The organism is Paraburkholderia sp. RAU2J (genome assembly GCF_003634845.1).
Lineage (GTDB): Bacteria > Pseudomonadota > Gammaproteobacteria > Burkholderiales > Burkholderiaceae > Paraburkholderia > Paraburkholderia fynbosensis.
In genome coordinates this window covers 3118489-3141627 of sequence record NZ_RBXG01000001.1, presented here as the reverse complement: position 1 = coordinate 3141627, position 23139 = coordinate 3118489, and the positions used below count along the sequence as shown (strand labels likewise).

Annotated in this window: 24 protein-coding genes; 10 read left to right on the top strand and 14 right to left on the bottom strand. The window is 65.3% G+C overall.

Annotation, left to right across the window (positions count from 1 at the left end):
- Positions 1-291: 291 nt before the first annotated feature.
- The 3 genes from B0G69_RS14370 to B0G69_RS14360 all read right to left on the bottom strand — a co-directional run bounded on the left by B0G69_RS14370 (position 292) and on the right by B0G69_RS14360 (position 3083).
- Positions 292-1254 carry a sugar ABC transporter substrate-binding protein gene (locus B0G69_RS14370; protein ID WP_121317921.1) on the bottom strand — a complete coding sequence of 321 codons (963 nt, stop codon included), beginning with the start codon at positions 1252-1254 and terminating at the stop codon, positions 292-294.
- 360 nt (positions 1255-1614) lie between these two features.
- Positions 1615-2592 (bottom strand): magnesium/cobalt transporter CorA, encoded by a 978-nt coding sequence (corA, locus tag B0G69_RS14365; protein WP_121317919.1) that lies wholly within the window; start codon positions 2590-2592, stop codon positions 1615-1617.
- A gap of 272 nt (positions 2593-2864) precedes the next feature.
- Positions 2865-3083, bottom strand: a complete 219-nt coding sequence (locus tag B0G69_RS14360; protein WP_241991329.1) for a hypothetical protein — start codon at positions 3081-3083, stop codon at positions 2865-2867.
- A 235-nt stretch (positions 3084-3318) separates the two neighbouring features.
- On the opposite strand from B0G69_RS14360, the gene cydX reads away from it, so the two are divergent.
- Both cydX and B0G69_RS14350 read left to right on the top strand, forming a co-directional pair.
- Positions 3319-3450 carry a cytochrome bd-I oxidase subunit CydX gene (gene cydX, locus B0G69_RS14355; RefSeq protein WP_121317917.1) on the top strand — a complete coding sequence of 44 codons (132 nt, stop codon included), beginning with the start codon at positions 3319-3321 and terminating at the stop codon, positions 3448-3450.
- A 15-nt stretch (positions 3451-3465) separates the two neighbouring features.
- Positions 3466-4086 (top strand): ATP-binding protein, encoded by a 621-nt coding sequence (locus B0G69_RS14350; RefSeq protein ID WP_121317915.1) that lies wholly within the window; start codon positions 3466-3468, stop codon positions 4084-4086.
- 170 nt (positions 4087-4256) lie between these two features.
- Here the strand turns inward: B0G69_RS14350 and B0G69_RS14345 are convergent, their stop codons facing one another.
- From B0G69_RS14345 to B0G69_RS14335, 3 genes are all read right to left on the bottom strand, one after another.
- Positions 4257-5354 (bottom strand): saccharopine dehydrogenase C-terminal domain-containing protein, encoded by a 1098-nt coding sequence (locus B0G69_RS14345; protein ID WP_121317913.1) that lies wholly within the window; start codon positions 5352-5354, stop codon positions 4257-4259.
- A 252-nt stretch (positions 5355-5606) separates the two neighbouring features.
- Positions 5607-6065, bottom strand: a complete 459-nt coding sequence (locus B0G69_RS14340; protein ID WP_121317911.1) for an Lrp/AsnC family transcriptional regulator — start codon at positions 6063-6065, stop codon at positions 5607-5609.
- A gap of 105 nt (positions 6066-6170) precedes the next feature.
- Positions 6171-7055, bottom strand: coding sequence for a LysR family transcriptional regulator (locus tag B0G69_RS14335; RefSeq protein WP_121317909.1), 885 nt, complete (start codon positions 7053-7055; stop codon positions 6171-6173).
- Positions 7056-7242: 187 nt separating this feature from the next.
- Here B0G69_RS14335 and B0G69_RS14330 point away from each other — a divergent pair, with 187 nt between their 5' ends.
- Entirely contained in the window at positions 7243-7758 is a 516-nt protein-coding gene (locus B0G69_RS14330) for a Spy/CpxP family protein refolding chaperone (protein ID WP_121317907.1), read from the top strand.
- A gap of 353 nt (positions 7759-8111) precedes the next feature.
- Positions 8112-8549, top strand: coding sequence for a PGDYG domain-containing protein (locus tag B0G69_RS14325; protein WP_121317905.1), 438 nt, complete (start codon positions 8112-8114; stop codon positions 8547-8549).
- 80 nt (positions 8550-8629) lie between these two features.
- Here B0G69_RS14325 and B0G69_RS14320 read toward each other — a convergent pair whose 3' ends face one another.
- The 8 genes from B0G69_RS14320 to B0G69_RS14285 form a co-directional block, all read right to left on the bottom strand.
- On the bottom strand, positions 8630-8995 hold the full coding sequence (locus B0G69_RS14320; protein WP_121317903.1) for a DUF3022 domain-containing protein: 366 nt from the start codon (positions 8993-8995) through the stop codon (positions 8630-8632).
- 84 nt (positions 8996-9079) lie between these two features.
- Positions 9080-9898, bottom strand: a complete 819-nt coding sequence (locus B0G69_RS14315; protein WP_121317901.1) for a YhfC family intramembrane metalloprotease — start codon at positions 9896-9898, stop codon at positions 9080-9082.
- 61 nt (positions 9899-9959) lie between these two features.
- A complete protein-coding gene (locus tag B0G69_RS14310; protein ID WP_121317899.1) occupies positions 9960-11111 on the bottom strand; it encodes a LacI family DNA-binding transcriptional regulator in 1152 nt (383 codons plus the stop codon).
- A 193-nt stretch (positions 11112-11304) separates the two neighbouring features.
- A complete protein-coding gene (locus B0G69_RS14305) occupies positions 11305-12270 on the bottom strand; it encodes a D-glycerate dehydrogenase (protein ID WP_121317897.1) in 966 nt (321 codons plus the stop codon).
- Positions 12271-12275: 5 nt separating this feature from the next.
- Complete coding sequence (locus tag B0G69_RS14300) at positions 12276-13571, bottom strand: MFS transporter (protein WP_121317895.1); 1296 nt, start codon at positions 13569-13571, stop codon at positions 12276-12278.
- A gap of 103 nt (positions 13572-13674) precedes the next feature.
- Positions 13675-14691 carry a sugar kinase gene (locus tag B0G69_RS14295; protein WP_121317893.1) on the bottom strand — a complete coding sequence of 339 codons (1017 nt, stop codon included), beginning with the start codon at positions 14689-14691 and terminating at the stop codon, positions 13675-13677.
- Complete coding sequence (locus B0G69_RS14290) at positions 14688-15503, bottom strand: TIM barrel protein (protein ID WP_121317891.1); 816 nt, start codon at positions 15501-15503, stop codon at positions 14688-14690. The genes B0G69_RS14295 and B0G69_RS14290 overlap by 4 nt, the downstream gene beginning before the upstream one ends.
- A gap of 251 nt (positions 15504-15754) precedes the next feature.
- Positions 15755-16663 carry a LysR family transcriptional regulator gene (locus tag B0G69_RS14285; RefSeq protein WP_121317889.1) on the bottom strand — a complete coding sequence of 303 codons (909 nt, stop codon included), beginning with the start codon at positions 16661-16663 and terminating at the stop codon, positions 15755-15757.
- A gap of 116 nt (positions 16664-16779) precedes the next feature.
- Here B0G69_RS14285 and B0G69_RS14280 point away from each other — a divergent pair, with 116 nt between their 5' ends.
- From B0G69_RS14280 to B0G69_RS14255, 6 genes are all read left to right on the top strand, one after another.
- Positions 16780-17889, top strand: coding sequence for a YeiH family protein (locus B0G69_RS14280; RefSeq protein WP_121317887.1), 1110 nt, complete (start codon positions 16780-16782; stop codon positions 17887-17889).
- A gap of 157 nt (positions 17890-18046) precedes the next feature.
- Complete coding sequence (locus tag B0G69_RS14275) at positions 18047-18784, top strand: glutathione S-transferase (RefSeq protein ID WP_121317885.1); 738 nt, start codon at positions 18047-18049, stop codon at positions 18782-18784.
- A gap of 112 nt (positions 18785-18896) precedes the next feature.
- Positions 18897-20630 (top strand): ClcB-like voltage-gated chloride channel protein, encoded by a 1734-nt coding sequence (locus tag B0G69_RS14270; RefSeq protein WP_121317883.1) that lies wholly within the window; start codon positions 18897-18899, stop codon positions 20628-20630.
- Between the two features lie 172 nt (positions 20631-20802).
- A complete protein-coding gene (locus tag B0G69_RS14265) occupies positions 20803-22140 on the top strand; it encodes a C45 family peptidase (RefSeq protein ID WP_121317881.1) in 1338 nt (445 codons plus the stop codon).
- A 232-nt stretch (positions 22141-22372) separates the two neighbouring features.
- Positions 22373-22627 carry a hypothetical protein gene (locus B0G69_RS14260; protein WP_121317879.1) on the top strand — a complete coding sequence of 85 codons (255 nt, stop codon included), beginning with the start codon at positions 22373-22375 and terminating at the stop codon, positions 22625-22627.
- Positions 22628-22876: 249 nt separating this feature from the next.
- A complete protein-coding gene (locus B0G69_RS14255; RefSeq protein ID WP_121317877.1) occupies positions 22877-23107 on the top strand; it encodes a DUF2795 domain-containing protein in 231 nt (76 codons plus the stop codon).
- Positions 23108-23139: the final 32 nt, after the last annotated feature.

The following is a 23139-nucleotide window of genomic DNA, read 5'->3' as shown; positions in this document are numbered from 1 at the left end:
CGCGAGCGCATGCGCTGATGCGAATGCCGCCGCGTCCAGCCGTCACGCGTCATGCCGGCCCAATGCGCGCAAAGCGCAGGCGCTAACGGCCGCGCAACGCTCTCTCGCCGCTCGGCCCCCGTCATGACGCTTATCTCTGGAATTAACGGCGGCTCGGCGGTTTTCTTGAGCGTTTATTGAGCGCTTATTGAACAGGCGCGCAAGCGCGCACTGGGCGCTGCATGGCGGCATGCAGCGGCGTGGGCGCGAATCCGCGGGCCCGGTGCGGCTCCGGGCCCGGTCCAAGCCCGCTTATTTGGTCACCAGAGTGACCGGCGTTTCCACCACGCCCGACAACTGCGACTGCTTCTTGTGCTCGCTGAGCGCCTTCAGCGCGGTGTCGATGCCGAACACGGCCTGCTTGGCCGCGTATTGGTCAGCGGTGGCGAGCACGCGGCCGTCCTTCAGCATCGGCTTGATCGCGTTGATGTTGTCGTATCCGACCACCAGCACCTTGCCCTGCTTGCCCGCCGCACGCACCGCCGAGACCGCGCCGATCGCCATGTTGTCGTTGCCGGCGAGCAGCGCCTTCAGGTTCGGGTACTCATTGAGCATGGCCGCAGCCACCGCGTTGCCCTTGTCGATTTCCCATTCGCCCGACTGCACCGACACGACCTTCGCGCCGACGGTCTGCATCGCGTCCTTGAAGCCCGCGGTGCGCTGCTGTGCGTTGGTGGTGGTCGACACGCCTTCGATGATGCCGACCTCGTCGCCCGCCTTCAGCCGTTTGGCCAGGTAGTCGCCGACCATCTGCGCGCCCTTGCGGTTATCCGGGCCGACGAACGGCACGTTCAGGTCTTTCGACTTGAGCACGTCCGGATCGAGCCGGTTGTCGATGTTCACGACGATGATGCCCGCGTCCACCGCCTTCTTGACGACCGGCACGAGCGCCTTCGAATCGGCCGGGGCCAGCACGATCGCGTCGACCTTCGAGACGATCATCTGCTCGACGATGCGGATCTGGCTGGCGGTGTCGGTCTCGTCCTTGATGCCGTTGGTGATCAGGTCGAACTGGCCGGGATTGTGTTTCTGATATTCCTTCGCGCCGGTTTCCATGGTCAGGAAGAACTCGTTGGCGAGCGACTTCATCACGAGCGCGACTTTCGGCTTGTGGGCCGGCGCGTTCTGCGCGTGCGCGGCGGAAAACGACAGCGCGGCGGTGGCGGTGGCGAGCACTGCGGCGGCAAGGATGCGACGGCGGATGCGATGGTTCATGCGTATCTCCGAAGTTTTTCTGGCTCGGGCGGAGCCGTATTCTTAGTAGCGCGCAAACGTTTGCGAGGGCTATTCTCAGCGCAGTCGTTTCAGAATGTCAACGATCCGCAGTGGTGCAGTGCACCGGCGCGCCGAATCTGCGGCGGTGCCGGGCGCTCGATCGGTTCTGGCCGGCGCGCGGGGTAAGCGCGACGGCAGGCAGCGTGTGGCAAGGGTCCCTCGCTCGGTCCGTGCATGGCGGGTTTTGCCACCGGCAGCAAGATGGGCAGCCGGTGGGCCGCCTATGCTGGCCTTTTATTGCAAGTGGTGCAAGCGGGGACAACGCGAGGCGAGTCGGCTCGCGCAACCGCCCGGGCCGGCTTACAGCCAGCCCGCCTTGCGAAAGCGCCTGTACAGCACGAGGTCCACCGTCAGCATGATCGCCAGACACAGCGGATAGCCGAACCTGAAATGCAGCTCGGGGATGTTCTGAAAATTCATCCCGTAGATTCCGGCGATCATGGTCGGCACCGCGAACAGCGCCGCAAACGAACCGAGCCGCTTGGTCACCTCGCTCTCGGCGAGCGAGATCATGCCGAGATTGACCTGCACGGCGGTGACGACGATTTCACGCCGCCCTTCGATGGTTCTGACGATCCGCTCCAGATGATCGTAGACGTCGCGAAAATACGCCTGCATGCCCTGGCAGACGCTCGGAATCCGCCCGCCGGTCAATTTGCTGACGGCTTCCTGCAGCGGCACGATGTGGTGCTGCAGGATCACGAGACGCCGCTTCAACGAGTAAAGATCCTGGATGATCGCGCGCGACTGCACCGAATTGTTGTAGTCGAAAATACGGTCTTCCAACTCCTCGATCTCGGTGCTCATCGCCTCCACGATCGGGAAATAGCGATCGACGACATCGTCGAGCAACGCATACAGCACGAACGCCGAGCCCTCCTTCAGCAAACGCGGTTCGCGCTCGCAGCGCGTGCGCACGTTCTGAAAGCCGGCGCGGGTGCCGCGGCGCACCGACAGCACGTAGTTGCGCCCGACGAACACATCGACTTCGCCGATCAGCAACTCGCCGTCGTCGTCCATCTCGACTGTGTGCATCACGGCGAACATCGAGTCGCCATACTCCTCGATCTTGGGACGCTGATGGCCATTTTGCGCATCTTCGATCGCGAGTTCGTGCAGGCCGAACTCGTGCTGCATCACGGACAGCTCGCCCGGCCCCGGCTCTTTCAGCGCGACCCAGACGAAGCACTCGGGCCGCGCCACGTAGTCGCTGATGCTATCGATGTCGATATCGGCGAGCTTCCGACCGTCCTGATAGGCGGCGCAATTGATCAGCATGTTCGGATTACCTTGAAAACGGAAACAGACCGCCCGGCCTCGCCCTGTGCGCGTGCCGCGCGTCGGGCCTGCGTTGACGGATGAGCGTAGCCGCCATGTTACGGGGCTGCGCGAAAACGTCACGTATCCAATTGTTAAACCTTGCCGGCGAGCGCTGCAAGCACGGCAAGCACGCGTCCCCTGCTGCCGCTACTGCGCCACCCTATGCAGCGCGATACGGTGATCTTCGTCGAAAGTGACCGACGGGCGGTTCGTGTAGCGCGGGTCGGCCGTCACCAGAAAGCGCAGTCGACAACCGGATCGAATTGCGTCGACACGCCGATCCGATGCACGCCCGGGCTGGGGTAGAACACCATGTGCTCGCCGTTCATCAGGTCGGTGACGCGCTCGCCGTCGATGTACACGAGCGCATCGCAGAACCGGACGATCACATCGCGCGAACGTTCGCGGCGCACATCCACGGCGACGAGCCCCGTCGCCGGTTCCGGCATGATAGCAACGCGCCGGCATGGCGCCAGCCTGGCCGAATGGCCAATGTCGGGCCAACCCCGGCCAACCTGGGCCAGCCATGTCCCCCTTGCACGACGCGGCGTTCTTCTTCATGATCGTTGCAAAGGGTTCGGTCCCTGCGGACTGTGCGCGACGGATAAAGCCTTGGTTGGAGCGCGTGCCGCCATGGCGAGCCGGTATCCCCGCTTCGCCGGACCTACGAGCAAGGAGACTGCGATGTGGTATTTCACCTGGATTCTCGGCGTCGGCGTGGCGCTCGCCTTCGGCGTCATCAACGTGATGTGGCTGGAGGCCAGTGGCAAGTTCGCGCGTGATCCGCGCTCCGGCGACACGCCGCCCGCCCCCTGACGGAAGCACGCCTTTGTGACCTTCCTGGTTTTCTTTTGCGGCCATGCCGGCACCGGCAAGACCACGGTCGCGAAAAAGCTGATCGGCCCGCTGATCAAAGCGAGCGGCACGCCCTTTTGCCTGCTCGACAAAGACACGCTGTTCGGCGGCTATAGCGCGGCCGCGATGGCCATGCTGAGCGGCGACCCGAACGACCGCGACAGCCCGCTCTTCCTGCAGCATCTGCGCGACCCCGAGTACCGCGGCCTGCTCGACACCGCCCGCGACAACCTCGAACTCGGCGTGAGCGCGCTGGTGGTCGCGCCGCTCTCCCGCGAAGTGCGCGAGCGGCGCCTGTTCGACCGCGCGTGGCTCGGTGTCGGGGCGGACGTGAGGCTGCGGGTCGTGTGGGTACATACGTCGGACGAAGTCGCCCGGCAGCGGATCGTCGCGCGCGCGAATCCGAACGACGCCTACAAGCTCGCGCATTGGGACGAATACCGGCAGCGTCGCTTCGTGCCCAGCGGCGAGACCTGCGACGATCTGCTGATGTTCGACAACACCGCGCCCACGCCTTCGGATGAGGAAGCCCTGCTCGCGCGCATCATCGGCGAACCGCAGCCGGCATCCACGATGATGCCGCCACTGCCGGTCTAGCAGCGCACGGCACACGGCGGCCAGAAACGGAAAATGCCCCGCATGACGGGGCATTTCCATTTCAGCGGCCCTCTTGGGGGACCTCGGCGCTCTCTCAGTGGCGCACACTCGCACGCCTCACCACAGCCCTCGTTTGCGTTCTTGCGACCATGCCGACGACGGCTTGCGCGTCAGGCCGTCGCCAGCGCCCCCAGCGACTGTCCTTCGTACAGTTTGCCGAAGCGGTTTGCGAGGAAGTCGGTGAGCGACACCTGCTCCTGACGCACGAAGCCCTTTTGCGGCAGCTTGTGCTCGCGGAACAGATCGAGCACCGCGCACATCGCGCCGGCCGTGGTGATCTGGATCGCACTCATCGGCACGCCGCACACCGTTTTCGCGAAAATCTTGCGGGTAAACACTTCCTGCACCAGTTGACCGTCGCGCATGCCGCTTACCGTGATGAACACCAGCACGACGTCTTGCGCGGTCGATGGCACCGAACGGCGCATGATGGTCTTCAGCGTGTCGCGGTCGCTGGACAGACGCAGGTCTTCGAGCAGGAACTGCATCAGATTGCGGTGGCCCGGATAACGCACCGACTTGTAGTCGAGCGATTCGACTCGCCCCGCGAGCGTTTCGCACAGCGTGCCCAGGCCGCCGGACGTATTGAACGCTTCGTACTCGGTGCCGTCGAGCGAAAAGTGCTCGAGGCCTTCGAGCGGCTGCACCCACTGCGTGCGGCTGTCGCGGATCGCTTCGCACGGCTGACAGTATTCGTTGATCAGGCCGTCGACGCTCCAGGTCAGGTTGTACTTCAGCGCATTGGTCGGAAACTCCGGCAGTGCGCCGACGCGCATCTTGACATCGCGGATTTCGCTGAAGCGGTTCGCCAATTCGTGCGCGGCAATACCGATGAAGCCCGGCGCGAGACCGCACTGCGGCATGAACGCATGCTCGGCGTCGTCGGCGATGGCGCGGATCGCGTGGGTCGCGCGCACGTCCTCGGTCAGATCGAAGTAATGCACGCCCGCGCCCTTGGCCGCCGAGGCCACGTTCACCGCGAGGTAATACGGCAGCGCGTTGACGAGCGCGTCGAAGCCGTGCATCGCGGCGCGCAGTGCGGCGGCATCGGCGGAATCGACGCGGCGCGTCGGGATGCCCTGGGCGGCGAGCTTGTCGAGCGCGTGCTGATCGCGGTCGAATGCGACGACGTCGTAGTCGCCGGTTTCACGCAGCATATGAGCGATGGTGTGTCCGATCAGACCGGCACCAACAATGGCTACTTTCATGTGCTTCTCCTTTGTTATGTGTGTGCTGTGCCCAGCTTGACAAGTACGCCGCGCTGACGCGCCGCGCCTCGCGGGCTGAACCCTTGAGCAACAGTTTAGGGAGAAGCAAAAACAGTTCATACGCGCAAAATGATGCGTTATGACCATGGGTTTCGACGTTATGACGAAGATGTTGGTCGAACTGTCGAAACGATGTAAAAACCGCGTAAAAGCCAGCGAATTGGAAGGGCCGCGCGCGTTCACATGCCGCCGTCAAACCATCCCGCGATCGATCTTGCGCGCGAGGATGATCGAGGTCGTGGTCCGCTCCACACCTTCCATGCTGCCGATCTGGTCGAGCAGATCGTTCAGCCGGTCGGGCGAATCGGCGCGCAGCCACGCGACGTAGTCGAACTCCCCGCTCACCGCGCACAGCAACTGCACCTCGGGCATCTTGCCAAGACGCTTTTGCACGGACGGCCCGTGCTTGGGCGCGATGATCATGCCCACATAGGCCATGAGGCTCGAATCGAGCACATCCTGGCCGAGCCGCACGCTATAGCCGGCGATCACGTTGCTGCGCTCCAGCCGCGCGATTCTCGCGATCACCGTGGTGCGCGCCACGTCGAGCTGGCGCGCGAGACTGGCGACGCTTTCGCGGGCGTTGGCTTGCAGCAGTGCAACGAGGTTGCGGTCGAGGTCGTCGAGCTGGTCGAGGCGCGGAGGTCTCATCGGGGGTCTGGGGAAGTGGATGGAGTGGGTCTGTGGTCGAGCGGATTATCGCGCGTCTTTAGCATGTAATGGCGCTGGTGGAACTGCTTGCCAACGCGGCCGCCCTCACGCCCCGAACCGCTCGATCACGAAATCGACAAAGCTGGTGAGCTTGGGCGTGGCCTGGCGATCACGCGGATAGATCAGATGCACGGGCGCGCCGTCGGGCAGATAGTCCTCCAGCACCGACACCAGTGCGCCGCTGGCGATCTCGCGCGCGAGCAGCGCCTCCGGCTGCAGCACCAGACCGAAACCGCGCAGCGCCGCCATCTTCAGCGCCTGACCGTTGTTTGCGCGAAAGCGGCCCGCGCGCAGCGGGTTGTCGTCGGTGCTTTCGCCGTCGAGACGCCACAGACCTTCGCGGCCCCAGTGCAGAAAACCGAGGCATTCATGATGGACGAGATCGGCCGGCGTGCGCGGCCTGCCGGCGCGCGCGAGGTAGGCCGGCGACGCACATGCGCGCATCCGGAAAGGCTTCAACGGCCGCGCGATCAGACTCGAATCCGCCAGTTGACCGATGCGCACCGACGCGTCGAAGCCCTCTTCCACCAGGTCGATGATGCGGTTCGACAGATCGAGTTCGAGACTCACGTCGGGCCACGCGCTCAGATAGTCGGTCATTGCCGGGGCGAAGACTTCGACGCCGTAGGTCAGCGGCACCGTCACCTTGAGCACGCCGCGCGGCGAGGCGGTCATCGCCTCGGCGAGCGACTCGGCCTGCTTCACATCGGCGAGGATGCGTCTGCATTGCTCGTAATACTGTCGGCCTATTTCCGTCAGACTTTGCCGACGCGTGCTGCGCGTCAGCAGCCGCGCGGCCAGCCGGCTTTCGAGCGCGCGCAGATGCTTGCCCACCATCGCCGACGAAATGTCGAAGCGCTCGGCCGCCGCCGTCAGGCTGCCCGCCTCGACCACGGCGACGAAAATTTCCATGCTGACGAATTTGTCCACCGGCTATTTCCCGTTCGTTTCGGTTGTAAGCGTTTGTCGCATTGGAGCCGCATTGTAGGGATATCGTGATACTAATAGCGGCGACGGCGAAATGGGGCAGCCGGCCGCCGTGCGTCGCGATGGCTGACGCAACCTTGGCCGCTCGCCTCACGCCTTGTCCCAATTCGAATAGACATCAGGAGTTTCGATGAAAAAAGCACTTGTCATGCTGGCTACCGCAGTTTCCATGAGCGGCGCGTTCGCACAAACCCCCGCGCCCGCCGCGGCACCGGCGAGCGCCGCCTCGGCGCCCGCGGGCAAGGCCGGCCACGAGCGCAACGTCGAAGATCGCATCGCCTATCTGCACGCGCAACTGAAGATCACGCCCGCGCAGGAAACGCAATGGAATGCCTTCGCCGACGTGATGCGCGGCAATGGCGAGACGATGGGCCAGTTGTTCCAGCAACGCAAGGCCGCGACCAACGTCACCGCGCTCGACGACATGAAGCAGTACGCGAGCATCGCGCAAGCGCACGCGGACGGCATGAAGAAGCTGGTCGACGCGTTCGAGCCGCTGTACAACAGCCTGTCGCCGGAGCAGAAGAAGCTCGCCGACGCGACGTTCCATCACTCGGACACGGTCGATGGCGGCCATCGTCATCGCCATGGCAAGGGTAAGGTCGGCAAGTCGACGCCCGCTAGCGATGCGATCGTGAAGCCTTAAACAGCTTGCTTGCGCGCAGCGCGGTGGGTCGCGCTGCGCGTGCCGATCCTTGCGGGTGACTTGCATGTGCAGTCACCCGGCAGTCACGCGCGCCGAGTCTCGCCCGCGTTCCACCCGACTCCCGCTTCGCTTGTCCGTCACGCGGCAAGTCCTGTCTTAGTCCTTATATGCCGTGATCAAGCTCGCCGATGGCGCCGCGATTGAGCGTGTCGCGCGTGCAAAAGCAGCCGGTCGCCAGATGCATCTGGCATGATGCGGGTTCGCGGCATCGGGACATGACGTCCCGATGCACTGCCCCGACGTGCGGTCCGCATCGTCGGCACGTCGTCGATATATCCACCCCTACCTGCTTCATGACCGAACTCAAGAATCTCGATCTGCGCACTGACGCGCTCGCTCGACGCGTCGTCAAGGACGAAACCGTGAGCGTCGACTTCGCCGCTGCCGAAGGCGAATTGATGAGCCTCGAAGGCCCGAACCGCTACGTGCGCGGCGACGCGCTGATCACCGGGTCGACGGGCGAGCGCTGGGTCGTGTCGCGCGAGCGCTTCGACGCCAAGTACCTGCCCGCCGACGCCGCCCTCGCGCACGGCGAAGCCGGCGCCTACCGCAACCGTCCCGCCGTCGTACTGGCCAAACAGATGAACGAAGCGTTCTCGCTCGCCCGTTGCGCGGATGGCGGCGACGTGTTGCGCGGCGCCGCCGGCGACTGGGTCATGCAATACGCGCCCGGCGACTATGGCGTGGTCCAGGCCGCGCGCTTCGCGAAGGTATACCGGCTCGCGGACTGAGCCGTTTCACGAGCGGGCCAATGAGCGATCTCACGAGCCGGCTCAGGCGATCGCTCAAGCGAGCGTCTCACACGGCTATCTCAGGCAAACTCGTCGCCGAGGTCCACGGTGACCTCGCGCGGCACCGCTTCGCCATTCGCGTACTGCTCTTCGAGCGAGCCGAGGCTCGCTTCGACATACGCGCGCAACACCGCAAAACCGCGGCCGCGCAGCCGCGCCGGCAACGCACGGTAACGCGCCAGCGCCGCCGGCGCGATCACCACCGTCATCACGGTGCGCCGCGCGGTCGCGCCGAAACGCATCGCTACCCAGTGAATCGCCAGCGTCGGCGTGCCGTCTTCCGCCGCGCGCTGAATGAACTGCGTCTGCTCGGGAAACAGATCGCTGATGACGCGCGCCAGTTCCTCGAACTCGGGATTGGCGCAGTCGTATTGGTAAGCTTCCATGGGGTCCGCCGGACGTGGTCCAGAAGTGGTTCCGAAAAGGGAACCGATTTTAGGCAAAGGCCGGTACTTTAGCGAGACACCGGATCACGCCACCGCTACGGGACGCCGGAAAGTTCTGAACAGCAGACCCGCAACGATCAGCGCGCCCAGCGCATACACCGCGTCCACCGCCGCGAGCGGCACGAGCTGCGCCTGGAACAGCGCGGCAGGCACGTCCACGAGCGCGTGCAGGACGATCGCGAGCGGCAGGATGGCGCGCCAGCCCGCGCGCACGCCACGCCACATCAGCACCGACAGGCCGATCTGAAACACCAGCGCGGCCACCCGTTCGAGCGCGAAAATGCCGGCCGTTTGCGGCGTCAGGCTGGCGAGAATCAGGTGGATGCGCATCAGCGCATCGGCCGGCAGATTGCTCAGGTAGCCGTCCAGTTCGCCGCGGTTCTCGAACACCGCAAACAGGATCCATTGAATCTGCACCAGCACGCCGACCAGCCACGCTTCCGCGCCGCCATGGCCGAGCCCGTAGGTGAGCGCAGTGCCGTCGTCGGCGCGCGTGGCGTGGGCGGCGGCCGGCGATTTTGCCGCGGCGCGCTTGAGCATCAGCCGCATGCCGATGAACCGCCCCACTTCCTCGCAGATGCCCGCGGCCAGCGCGCCGTACACGACGAAGGCGAGCGGATTCGACAGGAAGGTGGCCGTCGCCGCGTTCCGATGCAGCAGATAGTCGTTCAGCGCGCGCTCGATCACCATCGCGAACAGCGCGAACACGGCGATGCCGGTGATCGCGTCGCGCGGCTTGAGCGCGAGCGGGCGGCGCAGACGCCGGTAGATGAGGAACGGTAAGGCGGCGACGAACAGCGTCGCGACAGCGAGGCTCGAGAGGGTAAGCGGTGCAACAACCATGAGTTTCCTTGCGATGACCGGGCGCGCACCCGCTGCGCGCCGCAGCCCGCATGATCGCAGATCAGCGCGAAGTTGACGCGCGAACGATCAACTCACCCGGCAGCAGACAGTCGCGCGCGGTGGTTTGAACGCCTTCGATGCGCTCGTGCAGGAACTCGACCGCGCGATAGCCGATGTCGTAGGTCGGCTGACGGATCGTCGTGATGCCAGCCAACTCGGCCCAGTCGGGGTCGTCGATCGAGAGGAGCGCGACGCGGGCTTGCCAGTCGGCGCCGTAGTGGGCTTTCAGGTGCAAGGCGAGGCGCAGTGCGACGGGGGCGTTGGCGGCGAAGAGCGCGATGGGGGGGAGCGCAGTTGAGTTGCCTGGATTGTCCGCAGGGGCCGCGTTGGCCGCGCTGGTTGTGTTCGCTGTATTTGCGGCGTTGGTTGCGTTGGCCGCATCAATGGCATTGTCCAATTTGGCCAGACCGCGCTCGACATCGGCGGCATCCGCGAGATTGAGCACCAGCGTATGTCCGCGTGCGGCGCTTTGAGCGCGCATCGCGTCACGAAATGCGAGCTCGCGCAGTTGCCGCGAGCTGACCTGCTCGAACGGCTGGACGACGAACCAGATGTCGTCGAAGCGCTGCTCCAGCAGATGACGCGTACCGAGTTCAGCCGCGGCCCGGTTGTCGAGCCCGACCATATCGGCGACGAGTCCATCCACCGAACGGTCGACCAGCACCGCCGGAATTCCTCCGCCGCCCACTGGCCGCAACGTTTCCTCCCGCACGCCGAGCGCGTTGACGATCACGCCTTCCACCCGGTATGTGGTCAGCAGTTGCAGATAGCGGCGCTCCATCTCCACCTCGTTCGCCGCGTGGCAGATCAGCGGCATCAGGCCGAGCGCGTGACACGCCGCCTCTACACCTTGCAGTACTTCGACGGTGTACGGATTCGTCAGATCGGCGAGCAGCATGCCGATCAACCGGTTGCGGCCGCGCTTGAGGCCACGCGCCATCTGGTTGGGCTGATAGTCGAGCCGCGCGATCGCGGCTTCGATGCGCGCGCGCAACTCCGGCGACAGCACGCTCGTCTCGCCGTTCAGATAGCGGGAGATGCTGGTCTTGCCGGTGCCGGCTTCGCGCGCGACATCGGTGATCGTCGCGCGGCGCGGTAGCGGCTGCTGCGTGGTCGGCGGCGATTCACGCGTTGGGTCATCATGTTGGCTCATTCGTCTCGGCCCGCTCGGGGTGGCTCACTCCTGTATTGATTCGCTCGCAGCGGCTCACTCATGTCGGCACACCGCAGCCGCCTGACGCGTGACAGCCTGCTCGTGTTGACTCAGTCACGTACGCCCACGCACATCGGCTTGCGCGTCGGCCCACGAACGTCGCTTCCTCTCAAGCCCACCCACGCAACCGAACTCACTTACCCAACACGTCCCGATTGACGACATTCACCGTCAGCGTCCCGTCGAGCGCCGCAACCAGATTCTCCGCCGCATTACGCGCCATCGCGTGGCGTGTCTCATGAGTCGCCGAGCCGATATGCGGCAGCGCGACCACATTCGCCAGCTTCAGCAAAGGCGAGTCGGCCGGCAGCGGTTCGGTATCGAACACGTCGAGCCCCGCGCCGTGAATCGTGCCGTTTTGCAATGCTTCGATCAGTGCCTGTTCATCGACGGTCGCGCCGCGCGAGGCATTGATCAGAATTGCGCTCCTCTTCATCGACCGAAGTTCGGCCGCGCCGATCATATGCCTCGTCTCGGCCGTGAGCGGCACTTGCAGGCAGACAAAATCCGAAGTCGCCAGAAGTTCCGCCAGTTCGACGCGCCGCGCGCCATACGCCTGTTCAGCCTGCGGATTCGCGCTGCGATTGGTGTAGAGCACCTTCATGTTGAAGCCGAGCGCCGCGCGTCGCGCGACCGCGCCGCCGATCCGTCCCAGCCCGACGATGCCGAGCGTCTTGCCCTGCACATCGACGCCGAACTGGGCCGCTCCGATGCTGTCGCGCCACTGCCCCGCCTTCACCCATTCGGCGAGTTCGACGACCCGGCGCGCCGACGCGAGGATCAGCGAAAACACAGTGTCGGCGGTGGACTCGGTCAGCACGTCCGGCGTGTGCGCGAGCACGATGCCGCGCCGTGTGAGATCGGCGACGTCGAACTGATCGAAGCCCACCGAGATGGTCGAGAGCGCTTTCAGACGGCTCGCCCCTTCGAGCATCGCCGGCGTGACTTTCACACTCGCGCCGATGCCGCCATCGGCATCGCGCAACGCGGCGACGAACGCGTCGTGTTGCGTGGGATCGACCTGCACCACTTCAGCATGCTGTTGCAGATACGCGAGCACATCTTCGGGCAGCGACTTCCAGGCGACGATCTTCTTCATGAGCTTTATTTTCCTTGCAACGGTGTGGTGAGCGGGCGCGTCGCCGTTGAGGTGTCCGTCCGCGGCTGCGGCTTGACGATCAGCGTCAGGATCACCGCGGCGAGCAGCGCCACGCTCATGAATGCATACGACGCGGCGGGCGAACCGGTGGCGCCGTTCAGATAACCGACCACGTACGAGCCGACGAACGAACCGAGCGCGCCCATGCTGTTGATCAGCGCCATCGCGCCGCCCGCGACGTTCTTCGGCAGCAACTCCGGCACGATCGCGAAGAACGGACCGTACGGCGCGTACATCGCGCCGCCCGCGATCACCAGCAAGGCGTACGACAGCCAGAAGTGCGTGGAGCCGAGCGCGTACGACGCCGCGAACGCCACCGCGCCGACCAGCAGGAACGGCCACACGAACACTTTACGGCGGTTGAGTTTATCCGATGCCCACGAAGCTGCAAGCATCGCGATGGTCGCGGCGAGATACGGCAGCGCCGACAGCCAGCCGGTTTCGACCATGCCGAGCGTCGAGCCGTTCTTCAGGATCGACGGCAGCCACAGCACGAAACCATACACGCCGATGCTCCAGCAGAAATATTGCGCGCTCAGCTTGATCACCGCGGGCGTGCGGAACGCTTCGCTGTAATTGCGCACCGGCTTGATCGCGGCCTGCTCGGCGCGCAGCGTTTGCGCGAGGTCGTCTTTCTGCTGCTGGGTAAGCCACGAGACCTGCTGCGGCTTGTCCTTCACGAGGAACCACCAGCACACCGCCCAGACGATCGCAGGCGCGCCCTCGGCGATGAACATCTGCCGCCAGCCGAACGAATGGACGAGATAGCCCGACACCACCGACATCCACAGCACCGTCACCGGATTGCCGAGAATCAGGAAAGTGTTGGCGCGCGAGCGCTCGCTTTTGGTGAACCAGTTGCTGATGAAGATCAGCATCGCGGGCATCACGGCGGCTTCGACGACGCCGAGCACGAAGCGGATCACCATCAGCGACGGAATATTGCTGACCATGCCGGTGAGCGCCGCGCAGCCGCCCCACAGGATCAGGCTCCAGAACACCAGCTTCTTGACGCTGCGGCGTTCCGCGTAGATCGCGCCGGGAATCTGGAAGAAGAAATAGCCGAGGAAGAAGAGCGCGCCGATCAGCGACGACAGGCCTTTGCTGACGCCGAGATCCTGGTTGATGCCGGCGGCCGACGCGAAGCCGAAGTTCGCGCGATCGAGATAAGCAAGGCTGTATGTGATGAATACGATCGGCATGATCGTCCACCAACGGCGAATCGCAAGCGATGAGGTCATGAGTGTCTCCTGCTTCCTGAAACAACAATGGACGGTGCTGGGGCGCTGTCGAGCGCTCTTGCTGTTATCGAGCCGGCCAGATGCGTGCGGATAACGTGCGCGTTCAGGCCGCAGTTGCAATGCGCGCAGCGCCGGTCGCTGCAACGGCCTTAGCCGCATCCACATCGCCTCGTTCGAGCGCATCGAGCTCGGCGCGCTGCGGCAACCCTTCCGAATCGCCGATCACCTGGATCGCGAGCGCGCCGATGCGGTTGCCGCGCGCGACCGCTTGCGGCAGCGTCCTGCCTTCGAGCAGCGCGCTGACCACACCGACTGCGAAGCCATCGCCCGCGCCGACCGTGTCCACGACTTTGGCGACCGGCTGACCAGCGATCACGCCGGCATCGTCGGCGGTGCGGAAGTACGCGCCCTGCGCACCGAGCTTGATGATCACGCCGCGCGCACCGCGCTCCAGATAGAAGCTGGCGATGTCTTCCGGGTGCGTGTAGCCGGTCAGGATCTCGCCCTCGCCGATACCGGGCAGCACCCAGTCGGCCAACGCGGCGAGCGCGTTCAGACCTTCGACCATCGCCGCGCGCGATGGCCACAGCGTCGGGCGCAGGTTCGGGTCGAACGAAATCGTCTTGCCCGCCGCGCGCATTTCCCGCGCGAGATGAAACGCGAGTTCACGCGAACTCGCCGAGATCGCGGGCGCGACGCCGGTCAGATGCAGGTGACGGGCGGGCAGCACATAATCGGCGGCATAATCGGCGAGCGACAGATGGCTCGCCGCCGAACCCTTGCGGAAGTATTCGACCGCCGGGTCACTGCCGTCGTCGTTTTTCGATTTCAACTGGAAGCCGGTCGGATAACGTTCGTCGGTGCTGACGCAACGCTGGTCGATGCCCTCGCGGGTCAACGTGTCGCGCACGTACTGGCCGAACGAATCGTTGCCGACGCGGCTCATCCAGCCCACCTTGAAGCCGAGCCGCGACAGACCGATCGCCACGTTCAGATCCGCGCCGGCGATGCGCTTCGTAAATTGCCCGACGCCCACGAGCGGGCCGGTTTCGGCGGCGACGAACATGGCCATCGCCTCGCCGTAAGTGATGACATCGAGTGCTGCGGCTGGGGTAATCATGCGTGGCTCCTGGGTGTTGCCTTTGCTGCGGATTCTGTCGACACGGCGGCCAGCCAGCCGACGTAATGCGCCGCGTCCGCCTCGAGGCGGCTTGCATCGAACGGAAACTCGATGCCGCGTGGCACATCGCTCGGCAAGTGGTCGAGCACCGCGATGAAGCGCTCATCGTCTGCCGCCGGGGCGATGGGAAAGCGCCGCGCTCCCTCGCCCACCGTCGTCTTGCAATGGATATAGTCGACGTGCGGTGCCAGCAGCCGGGCGGCATCGAGCGGCGCGACGTCGCGCCAGGCCCAGTTGCCGATGTCGAAAGTCATGCCCAGCAAACCGTCGCGGCCTTCGCGCGCCAGCGCGTCGAAGAGTCCGGTGAATTGCGCGAGCGAGCCGCCTTCCGCCAGTTGCCCGTTCTCGACGACGAGCCGCACGTGCGTGCCGTCCATCTGCGCAGCAATTGCCGCGCCGTGCGCGTCATCGGCGAAGCCGCCGAGTTGCAGCTTGACGACGCGCGCGCCGAGGGCCGCCGCTTCGTCGAGCGCGAGACGCAGGGCGGCGACGTCGAGCCGACCGTCCGAGGTGTACAGCAACGCCGGTGTCGAATACACGGCCCACAGGCCCAGCCCGGCGAGCGCCTCGCCGAGCGCGCGCAGGCGCGGCGCAGTGGCGTCGGCCTCGTCGGCGAACAGTTCGCGACGCACTTCGAAACCCGCCGCGCCGGCCCGTTTGCTCGCTTGCGCCCACTTCAGATGACCGCCCGCGCGGACCGCATCCATCCCGAATGCGCTTGCGACGATCACGATGTCTACTGATTGAGTCATGTCGAATTTACCCGGTTCCGCATGCTTAACGACGTTTGGAACCGGTTCCAGATGCGTTTCGAAAAAAAGCGCCGAGGCGCTTACGATGCCCGAATAGTGCGCCGGAACGCCCGGCCCGCACCATAGAGGAAATCCCCAGGCTTATCGGGCATGGTGAGGGATCGAGCGCCAGTGGCGAGGGACTAACGCCGAGCGACACCGCGAGCGGGAGCGCCCATCGCCGCACGGTGCGATGTCGGCGTAGCAGGCACTCAGCCCCCATCCGCGAGACACAGTGCGAGAAACTCTTCCACCACCCGCGACGGCGCACTCGCATATGGCACGAGGATCGACAGCCGGCGCGTCAGCGGTTCCGGGCTCAGCGACAACATGCACAACGCGCCGTTCTCGTGACGCATCGACATCGCGGAGACGAAGCCGATGCCCATGCCAGCCCGCACCGCCTCCTTCACCCCTTCGACGCCGGCAATCTCGAGGACGACCCGCATCGGCACGCCCGCCCGCGCGAACGCGCGCTCGACGCTCTGCCGCACGCCGGAGCCCGCCTCGCGCAACACCAGCGGATGCGTACCGAAGGCCGCCAGTTCCACGCGGCCGCACTCGCCCTCCGGTGCTTGCCGCGCCGCATGCGCGAGGGGATGCGAGCGCGGCACGATCGCGACGATTTCGTCCTCGCGCCACGCGTGCACGGCAGTGTCCGGCGGCAGATCGGTGCCGACCGGCCCTTCGATCATCGCGATGTCGACCGAGCCGAGCGCGCCGACGATCTCCGTGGTGTTGCCGTCGGCGGTATGCACGCTCACGTCCGGATAGCGGCGATGGAAATCGGCGATCAGATACGGCAGCAGGTAGCTCGCCGGCGTGGTGCTCGCGCCGATTCGCAGCGTGCCCTGCTCCAGACCGCGCAGCGCGTCGCGGTACGCGTGCGCCTGGCGCCAGGTTTCACGCAGGCGCGTCGCATAGTTCGCCAGCTGCTCGCCGGCGGGTGTCAGCCGCACGCCGCGGCCGTCGCGTTGGTAAAGCGGCTCGCCGAATTCGTCCTGCAACTGCCGCAGTTGTCCGGAAACCGCCGGTTGCGACAGATGCAGCGCCACGGCCGCCCGGCTGATGTTGCGGTGTTCGGCGACGGCGGCGAACGTTATAAGTTGATCGGGGGTCATGGATTCAAAATATCGGCCTGTCTGATATTTCGCATTCTAAATCATGATTTTTCATATCGATATATCTAATTTAGGATTAGCCCCATCGAACTCCGTCAGTCATCAAGGACTGCACTATGTCCACCACACCCGTGCCACTTCAAGCAGCGACTCCCGCCGCCCCACCCGCCGCCGCGCATTCCACGCGCGGGCAGCTCAATGGCGTCCTGTTTGTCGCGCTGTTCGCCGCTGCTGTGACCCGCATCGCATCGATTCCCGCGATCGCAGGTCTCGGCCTGAGCCCGCTGATCGTCGGCATCGTGGCCGGCGCCATTTACGGCAATGCGCTGCGCGACGGCATGCCCGCGAGCTGGGCGGCCGGCGTGAATTTTTCGGCGCGCAAGCTGCTGCGCATCGCGGTCGCGTTCTTCGGACTGCGCGTGAGCCTGCAGGAAATCGCTCAGGTCGGCCTGCCCGGCCTTGCGGAATCCGTGCTGATCGTGGTGAGCACGCTCGTCCTCGGCACGTGGGCTGGCATGAAAATCATGAAGCTCGACCGCGATACGGCGCTCCTGACCGCCGCCGGCAGCGCGATCTGCGGCGCGGCCGCGGTGCTCGCGTTCGAGTCGACGCTGCAATCGAAGCCGCACAAGAGCGCGATGGCCGTGGGCAGTGTGGTGCTGTTCGGCACGCTGTCGATGTTCCTCTACCCGGTCCTGTTCAACGCGGGCTGGCTGCATCTCGACACGCTCGGCGCGGGTCTGTTCTTCGGCGGCACGATCCACGAGGTGGCGCAGGTGGTCGGCGCGGCCAGTAACGTGAGCCCGGAAGCGGAGCACATCGCCACCATCGTCAAGATGACGCGCGTGATGCTGCTGGTGCCGGTGCTGCTCGTAGTCGGCATGTGGGTGAACCGCTCGGCGCGCCGCGCCGCGGCGGCGGGCTCCCAGGACGGGTCGCACGAAGCTGCCCCGCGCAAGCTGGCGATTCCGTGGTTCGCGCTCGGCTTCCTCGCCTGTGTCGTGATCAACTCGCTGCACGTGCTGCCGGACACCGCGACCAGCACGCTCAACACACTCGACACCTTCGCGCTGACGATGGCGATGACCGCGCTAGGCATTGAAACGCGCATCGCGCAGATCCGTCAGGCCGGACCGCGTGCGTTGACCACCGGCCTGATCCTGTATGTCTGGCTAATTGCCGGCGGACTGGGGATTACATGGACCGTCCAGCACCTGCTCGGCTAAACCGCCCCCGCCTTCGAAGCCACCCCGCCGCGCGCGGGGTTTTGCGCATTCCGGCGACCCATCGGGCGCGCTCGCGCGGCATACTGGTTGCTGGCGCCACCTGCTCCTGCAACCCGTTCATGCTGCGCGCATGAGCGACCGGAATGAGGATCAACCGATGAGCCTGGAACTTTACTATTGGGACGGCCTGCAAGGCCGCGGCGAATTCGTGCGGCTCGCACTGGAGGAAGCCGGCGCCGACTACGTGGAAGTGGCGCGCGGCGACGAGTCGGAGGGCCTCGGCACGGGCGCGATGATGAAGTTGATGAAAAGCCGCGCCGAGCCATATCCGCCGTTTGCGCCGCCGTTTCTGAAAGACGGCGATCTGGTGATCGCACAGACCGCCAACATCCTGTTCTATCTCGGCCCGCGACTGAACCTCGCGCCGTCGGTCGACAGCTTGCGCTACGTCGCCAACGGCCTGCAACTGACGATCGCCGACGTGGTCACCGAAGCGCACGACACGCACCATCCGCTCGCGAGCGGCCTCTACTACGAAGACCAGAAAGACGCCGCCAAAGTGCGCGCGCACGACTTCATCGACAACCGAATTCCGAAGTTCATGTCGTATTTCGAGCGCGTGCTGAAACAGAATCCGGCCGGCGATACCTTCATGGTGGGCGACGCGCTCAGCTACGTGGACCTGTCGATGTTCCAGCTGGTCGACGGCCTGCTCTATGCGTTTCCGCGCGCGCTCAAGCGCTTCGGCGAGCACTATCCGCGCCTCGCCGCGTTGCACGACGCGGTGATCGCGCGGCCCAACATCGCCGCGTATCTGAAGTCGGAGCGGCGCATCGAACACAACGAGGCCTGCATCTTCCGGCACTACCCGGAACTCGACAAGGCGGCGACTTGAGCCGCGCCGCTTCCCTTCGCCCAGCCCCAGCAACGCGCCCGCTGTCCGCAGCGGGCGCGTTGCTGTCGCCGTGCCCGTTCCCGAACCCTTTCCCACGCCCCGTACCGTCGACGTGCTTTCATTCCTGCTGAAGCTGCGCACCCGCGCCCAAAACCTGTTCCGTCTTTCAGACGCCCACACGATGCTGGTCTGGTCGGTGGTGGTCGGCATCGCCGGCGCGTTCGCGACGATCCTGTTTCGCGAAGCGATCGCGCTGCTGCAACGGCTGGTGGCAGGCCGCGCCGGCAGCTTCGTCGAAATGGCGCGCAGCCTGCCGTGGACCGTGCGGATCTGGTTGCCGGCCGCCGGCGGTCTGATCGCCGGCTTCTTTCTCCTGATCGCGCAGCGTCACGCCGACAAATGCAATCACGTCGACTACATGGAAGCGGTCGCGATCGGCGACGGCGTGGTGCCGGTCAAGCTGAGCCTGTGGCGCAGCGTGTCGTCACTGTTCACGATCGCGAGCGGCGGCTCGATCGGCCGTGAAGGACCGATGGTACAACTGGCGGCGCTCGCCTCGTCGCTGATCGGACGCTGGGTGCATTTCGATCCGTCGCGACTGCGTTTGCTGGTCGCCTGCGGCGCGGCGGCGGGCATTACCTCGGCGTACAGCGCGCCGATCGCGGGCGCGTTTTTCGTCACCGAGATCGTGCTCGGCTCGATCGCAATGGAGAGCTTCGGGCCGGTGGTGGTGTCGGCCGTGGTCGCCAACATCACGATGCGCGAATTCGCCGGCTACAAGCCGCCGTACGAGATGCCGGTGTTTCCGGCCGTGGCGGGCCTCGAGGTGCTGCTGTTCGTCGCGCTCGGCGCGCTGTGCGGGCTCGCCGCACCGCAGTTTCTGCGGCTGCTCGACGCGTCGAAGGCCGCCTTTCGCAAGCTGCCCGTGCCGCTGCCCGTGCGGCTCGCGCTCGGCGGCTTCGTGGTCGGCGTGATCTCGATCTGGACGCCCGAGGTGTGGGGCAACGGCTATAGCGTCGTCAACTCGATTCTGCATTCGCCGTGGACGTGGACCGCGCTCGTCGTCGTGCTCGTGTTCAAGCTCGCCGCGACCGCGGCCACGGCGGGCTCCGGCGCGGTCGGCGGGGTCTTCACGCCGACCCTGTTCGTCGGCGCGGCGGTCGGCTCACTGTTCGGCCAGGGCATGCACGCGCTGTGGCCGCACGCGACCTCGGAGCCATACGCGTACGCGATGGTCGGCATGGGCGCATTCCTCGCCGGCGCGACCCAGGCGCCGCTGATGGCGATCCTGATGATCTTCGAAATGACGCTCAGCTACCAGGTCGTGCTGCCGCTGATGCTCTCGTGCGTGGTCGCCTATTTCATCGCGCGGGCGATCGGCAAGACCTCGATGTACGAAATCACGTTGCGCCGCAACCGCGAGGAGCAGGAGCGCACGCGCCTGCGCGCCACCCAGATGCGCGAGCTGATTCGCCCCGCCGAAACCGTCGTGCTGCCGAACGCGACCGTGCCGGACATGACGCGCGTGTTCCTCGAATATCCGGTGAAGTATCTGTACGTCGCCAACGAGTCCGGGGCGTTTCTCGGCGTGGTCGCGCTCAAGGACATCACGTCCGATCTGCTCGACAAGCGCGATACGTCGGCGAAAAGCGCCGCGGACTATCTTCAGCCGCATTTCGACGTGCTCACGCCGGACATGTCGCTCGGCGTCGCGCTGCAGCACTTCATGGCGTTTCAGGGCGAGCGTCTGCCGGTGGTCGAAAGCGCCGCGCATCCGAAGCTCGCCGGCGTGGTCTACAAAACTTCGCTGCTCGATGCCTATTTCCGCATGAATCCGACCCAATAGGCGGCGTGCCCCTCCGGCGCACGGCCCGGCGGCGCCGTGCAAAGCGCCGCAAATTCTCTACAATGGGGAGACCGCTGCGGCCCAAAACCGGCACGCTTTCGCCACCGATGCCGCAGCGCGCGTTACGTCAGGACGGGCGCGCCGAGACGCCCGCCGTGCGATCGGAGCGAAGATGAGCGAACCGCCCCTCGATGCAGTGCGCCGCGACCAGGCAGGCTGGATTTTCCTGCATATCGAAGGCGAGCCCTACGACCGCGGCGAGCAGCACGGCCAGTTGCTCGCCGCCGAAATCCGCAACGCGATCCACACCGCCCGCTATCTCGCGAAGTGGGATACGGGCGAAGAGTTCGACACCTTCGTCGACGCCGCGAGCGCCCAGTTCGCCAGCAAGCTCGACACCGAATTCGCCGATGAAATCCAGGGCATCGCCGACGGCGCGAAGCTGCCGTTCGCCGAAGTGCTGGCGTGGAACGGCTACATGGATCTGCTGCAGAGCTGGTGGCCGAGCCACGCGGCGCAGCAGCAGCCGCAACTCGGCACGAAGCCGTGGCGCGGCCGGCGCGGGCACCATTGCAGCGCGTTCATCGCCACCGGCAACGCGACGCGCGACGGTCGCATCGTGATGGCGCACAACTCCTGGGATCGCTACGCGGCGGGCGACGCGTTCAACGTCGTGTTCGACATCGTGCCGGACCGCGGCAACCGCATCCTGATGCAGGGCTTGCCGGGCTGCATCTCCAGTCTCACCGATTTCTGGGTCACGGCCGCCGGGCTGATGGTGACCGAAACCACGATCTCCAACTTCGTCGGCTACAACGCGGCCGGCGCGCCCGAGTTCTACCGTTCTCGGCGCGCGTCGCAGTATGCGAACAGCATTGGCGAATGGTGCGAGATGTTCGCGCTCGCGAACAACGGCGGCTATGCGAACAGCTGGCTGCTCGGCGACGCGAAGACCGGCGAGATCGCGCGTTACGAACTGGGGCTACACTATTCGGGCTTCGAGACCACCAAGGATGGTTTCTACAGCGGCTATAACACGGCGACCGACCTGAAGATCCGCAACCAGGAATGCATCGGCGAAGGCGAGGACTACACGGACGTGCGCAAGAACGGCGCGCGGCGCTTGCGCTTCATGCAGCTCGAAGAACTGCATCGCGGCAGGATCGACGTGGAGCTGGCCAAGGAGATGATCGCCGATCATCACGACGTCTATCTAGACCGCAACGACAACCCCTGCTCGCGCACAATCTGCGGCCATCTGGAACTCGACGACGCGCGCTTTGGCGGCACCGATCATGGGCCGTTCAATCCTTGGGGAGCCAACGACGGCAAGGTGGTCGACAGCGAAATGGCGCGCGCGATGGCGTTCACCGCACGCTGGGGTCATCCGTGCGGACGGCCGTTCGACGCGCAGGCGTTCATGAAGCGGCATCCGCAGTGGAACTGGCTGAACGGGTATATGCGCGACCGGCCGTCGTGGCCGTGGACGCGGTTTGATGTGTTGCGATAGGGGTGTGCCCCCTTCCGCGCGCCTGCCGTCATGGCGTTCGTGCGATCACCTGCAAACTGCAATACCGTTTTGTCGCAAATGTCCGCGCGTTGCAGTATTTGCCATCTAAGATGGTAAGTAGATGCAGGTCGCGCATCGCAGTGCCGCGTGCAGCTTGCGCCGTCCTTTCGACGCGGGGACGGCACAGCGTTTGCTTGATCGTCAGCGCCGCATGAGCTTAGGAGGTCGGGCGATGAAAACCTCGACACTGTTGACCATGGTGACGCTGTCCGCCTCGTGTTTTGCTGCACCGGTTCATACCGCCATCGACAGCACGAATGCGAGTAGCCTCGCCGAACGCGCCAACGCCGCACCGGTCGCCCCCGCAGCGCCGGATGTCGCCGCCATCGACAATAACCGGCCGCAACAATGGCAGCACATCGCGCTGCCAAAGTCGCGACATCTGGATCGCAGCGTCATGGGGAGGAACGAGCATCTGCAGACCTGACGGCGGTCGATGTTCTCGCGACGTCGCTCGCGTGATCGCGGTCATGGGCGCTTGCGTGTCCAGGCGGTTTTCGCGAGCCCTTCGTTAGTCTTTCATGAGCCGCGCGGTGCATGCCATGAGCGTGCGCTACGCAAACTGCTGGCGGCGCCGAACGGGTCGGTTTCACGTCGCTTTAGCCGTCCCGCAACCGAGTCAGCGCCAACCTCTCCCAACAACCGAGTCCAATCGCATTTTCACAGGAGCATTTGCATGACTGCCTCGGCTATTCCCGGTGAATCGATCGACCTGCAGATCACCGACCTTCTGAGCGAAGTCCACTTCCCGACCAACAAGGACGCGCTCGTCGACGCCGCACGCGAAGCCGGCGCGAGCAACGAAGTGCTGTCTATGCTCGATGGAATGCCTGAGCAGGATTACACGGACATTGCGTCCGTCACGCGCCTGATCAGCGGCAATTACGGTCCGGGGCTAGGGTCGTAAAGGGGCGGCGGCGCACCACGCCCCGGTCAGAG

Excerpts from the sequence above, each read along its gene's own strand:
- B0G69_RS14370 (WP_121317921.1), bottom strand. The coding sequence starts at position 1,254 with ATGAACCATCGCATCCGCCGTCGCATCCTTGCCGCCGCAGTGCTCGCC.
- corA (WP_121317919.1), bottom strand. The coding sequence starts at position 2,592 with ATGCTGATCAATTGCGCCGCCTATCAGGACGGTCGGAAGCTCGCCGAT.
- B0G69_RS14360 (WP_241991329.1), bottom strand. The coding sequence starts at position 3,083 with ATGCCGGAACCGGCGACGGGGCTCGTCGCCGTGGATGTGCGCCGCGAA.
- cydX (WP_121317917.1), top strand. The coding sequence starts at position 3,319 with ATGTGGTATTTCACCTGGATTCTCGGCGTCGGCGTGGCGCTCGCCTTC.
- B0G69_RS14345 (WP_121317913.1), bottom strand. The coding sequence starts at position 5,354 with ATGAAAGTAGCCATTGTTGGTGCCGGTCTGATCGGACACACCATCGCT.
- B0G69_RS14340 (WP_121317911.1), bottom strand. The coding sequence starts at position 6,065 with ATGAGACCTCCGCGCCTCGACCAGCTCGACGACCTCGACCGCAACCTC.
- B0G69_RS14330 (WP_121317907.1), top strand. The coding sequence starts at position 7,243 with ATGAAAAAAGCACTTGTCATGCTGGCTACCGCAGTTTCCATGAGCGGC.
- B0G69_RS14325 (WP_121317905.1), top strand. The coding sequence starts at position 8,112 with ATGACCGAACTCAAGAATCTCGATCTGCGCACTGACGCGCTCGCTCGA.
- B0G69_RS14320 (WP_121317903.1), bottom strand. The coding sequence starts at position 8,995 with ATGGAAGCTTACCAATACGACTGCGCCAATCCCGAGTTCGAGGAACTG.
- B0G69_RS14315 (WP_121317901.1), bottom strand. The coding sequence starts at position 9,898 with ATGGTTGTTGCACCGCTTACCCTCTCGAGCCTCGCTGTCGCGACGCTG.
- B0G69_RS14310 (WP_121317899.1), bottom strand. The coding sequence starts at position 11,111 with ATGAGCCAACATGATGACCCAACGCGTGAATCGCCGCCGACCACGCAG.
- B0G69_RS14305 (WP_121317897.1), bottom strand. The coding sequence starts at position 12,270 with ATGAAGAAGATCGTCGCCTGGAAGTCGCTGCCCGAAGATGTGCTCGCG.
- B0G69_RS14300 (WP_121317895.1), bottom strand. The coding sequence starts at position 13,571 with ATGACCTCATCGCTTGCGATTCGCCGTTGGTGGACGATCATGCCGATC.
- B0G69_RS14295 (WP_121317893.1), bottom strand. The coding sequence starts at position 14,691 with ATGATTACCCCAGCCGCAGCACTCGATGTCATCACTTACGGCGAGGCG.
- B0G69_RS14290 (WP_121317891.1), bottom strand. The coding sequence starts at position 15,503 with ATGACTCAATCAGTAGACATCGTGATCGTCGCAAGCGCATTCGGGATG.
- B0G69_RS14285 (WP_121317889.1), bottom strand. The coding sequence starts at position 16,663 with ATGACCCCCGATCAACTTATAACGTTCGCCGCCGTCGCCGAACACCGC.
- B0G69_RS14280 (WP_121317887.1), top strand. The coding sequence starts at position 16,780 with ATGTCCACCACACCCGTGCCACTTCAAGCAGCGACTCCCGCCGCCCCA.
- B0G69_RS14275 (WP_121317885.1), top strand. The coding sequence starts at position 18,047 with ATGAGCCTGGAACTTTACTATTGGGACGGCCTGCAAGGCCGCGGCGAA.
- B0G69_RS14265 (WP_121317881.1), top strand. The coding sequence starts at position 20,803 with ATGAGCGAACCGCCCCTCGATGCAGTGCGCCGCGACCAGGCAGGCTGG.
- B0G69_RS14260 (WP_121317879.1), top strand. The coding sequence starts at position 22,373 with ATGAAAACCTCGACACTGTTGACCATGGTGACGCTGTCCGCCTCGTGT.
- B0G69_RS14255 (WP_121317877.1), top strand. The coding sequence starts at position 22,877 with ATGACTGCCTCGGCTATTCCCGGTGAATCGATCGACCTGCAGATCACC.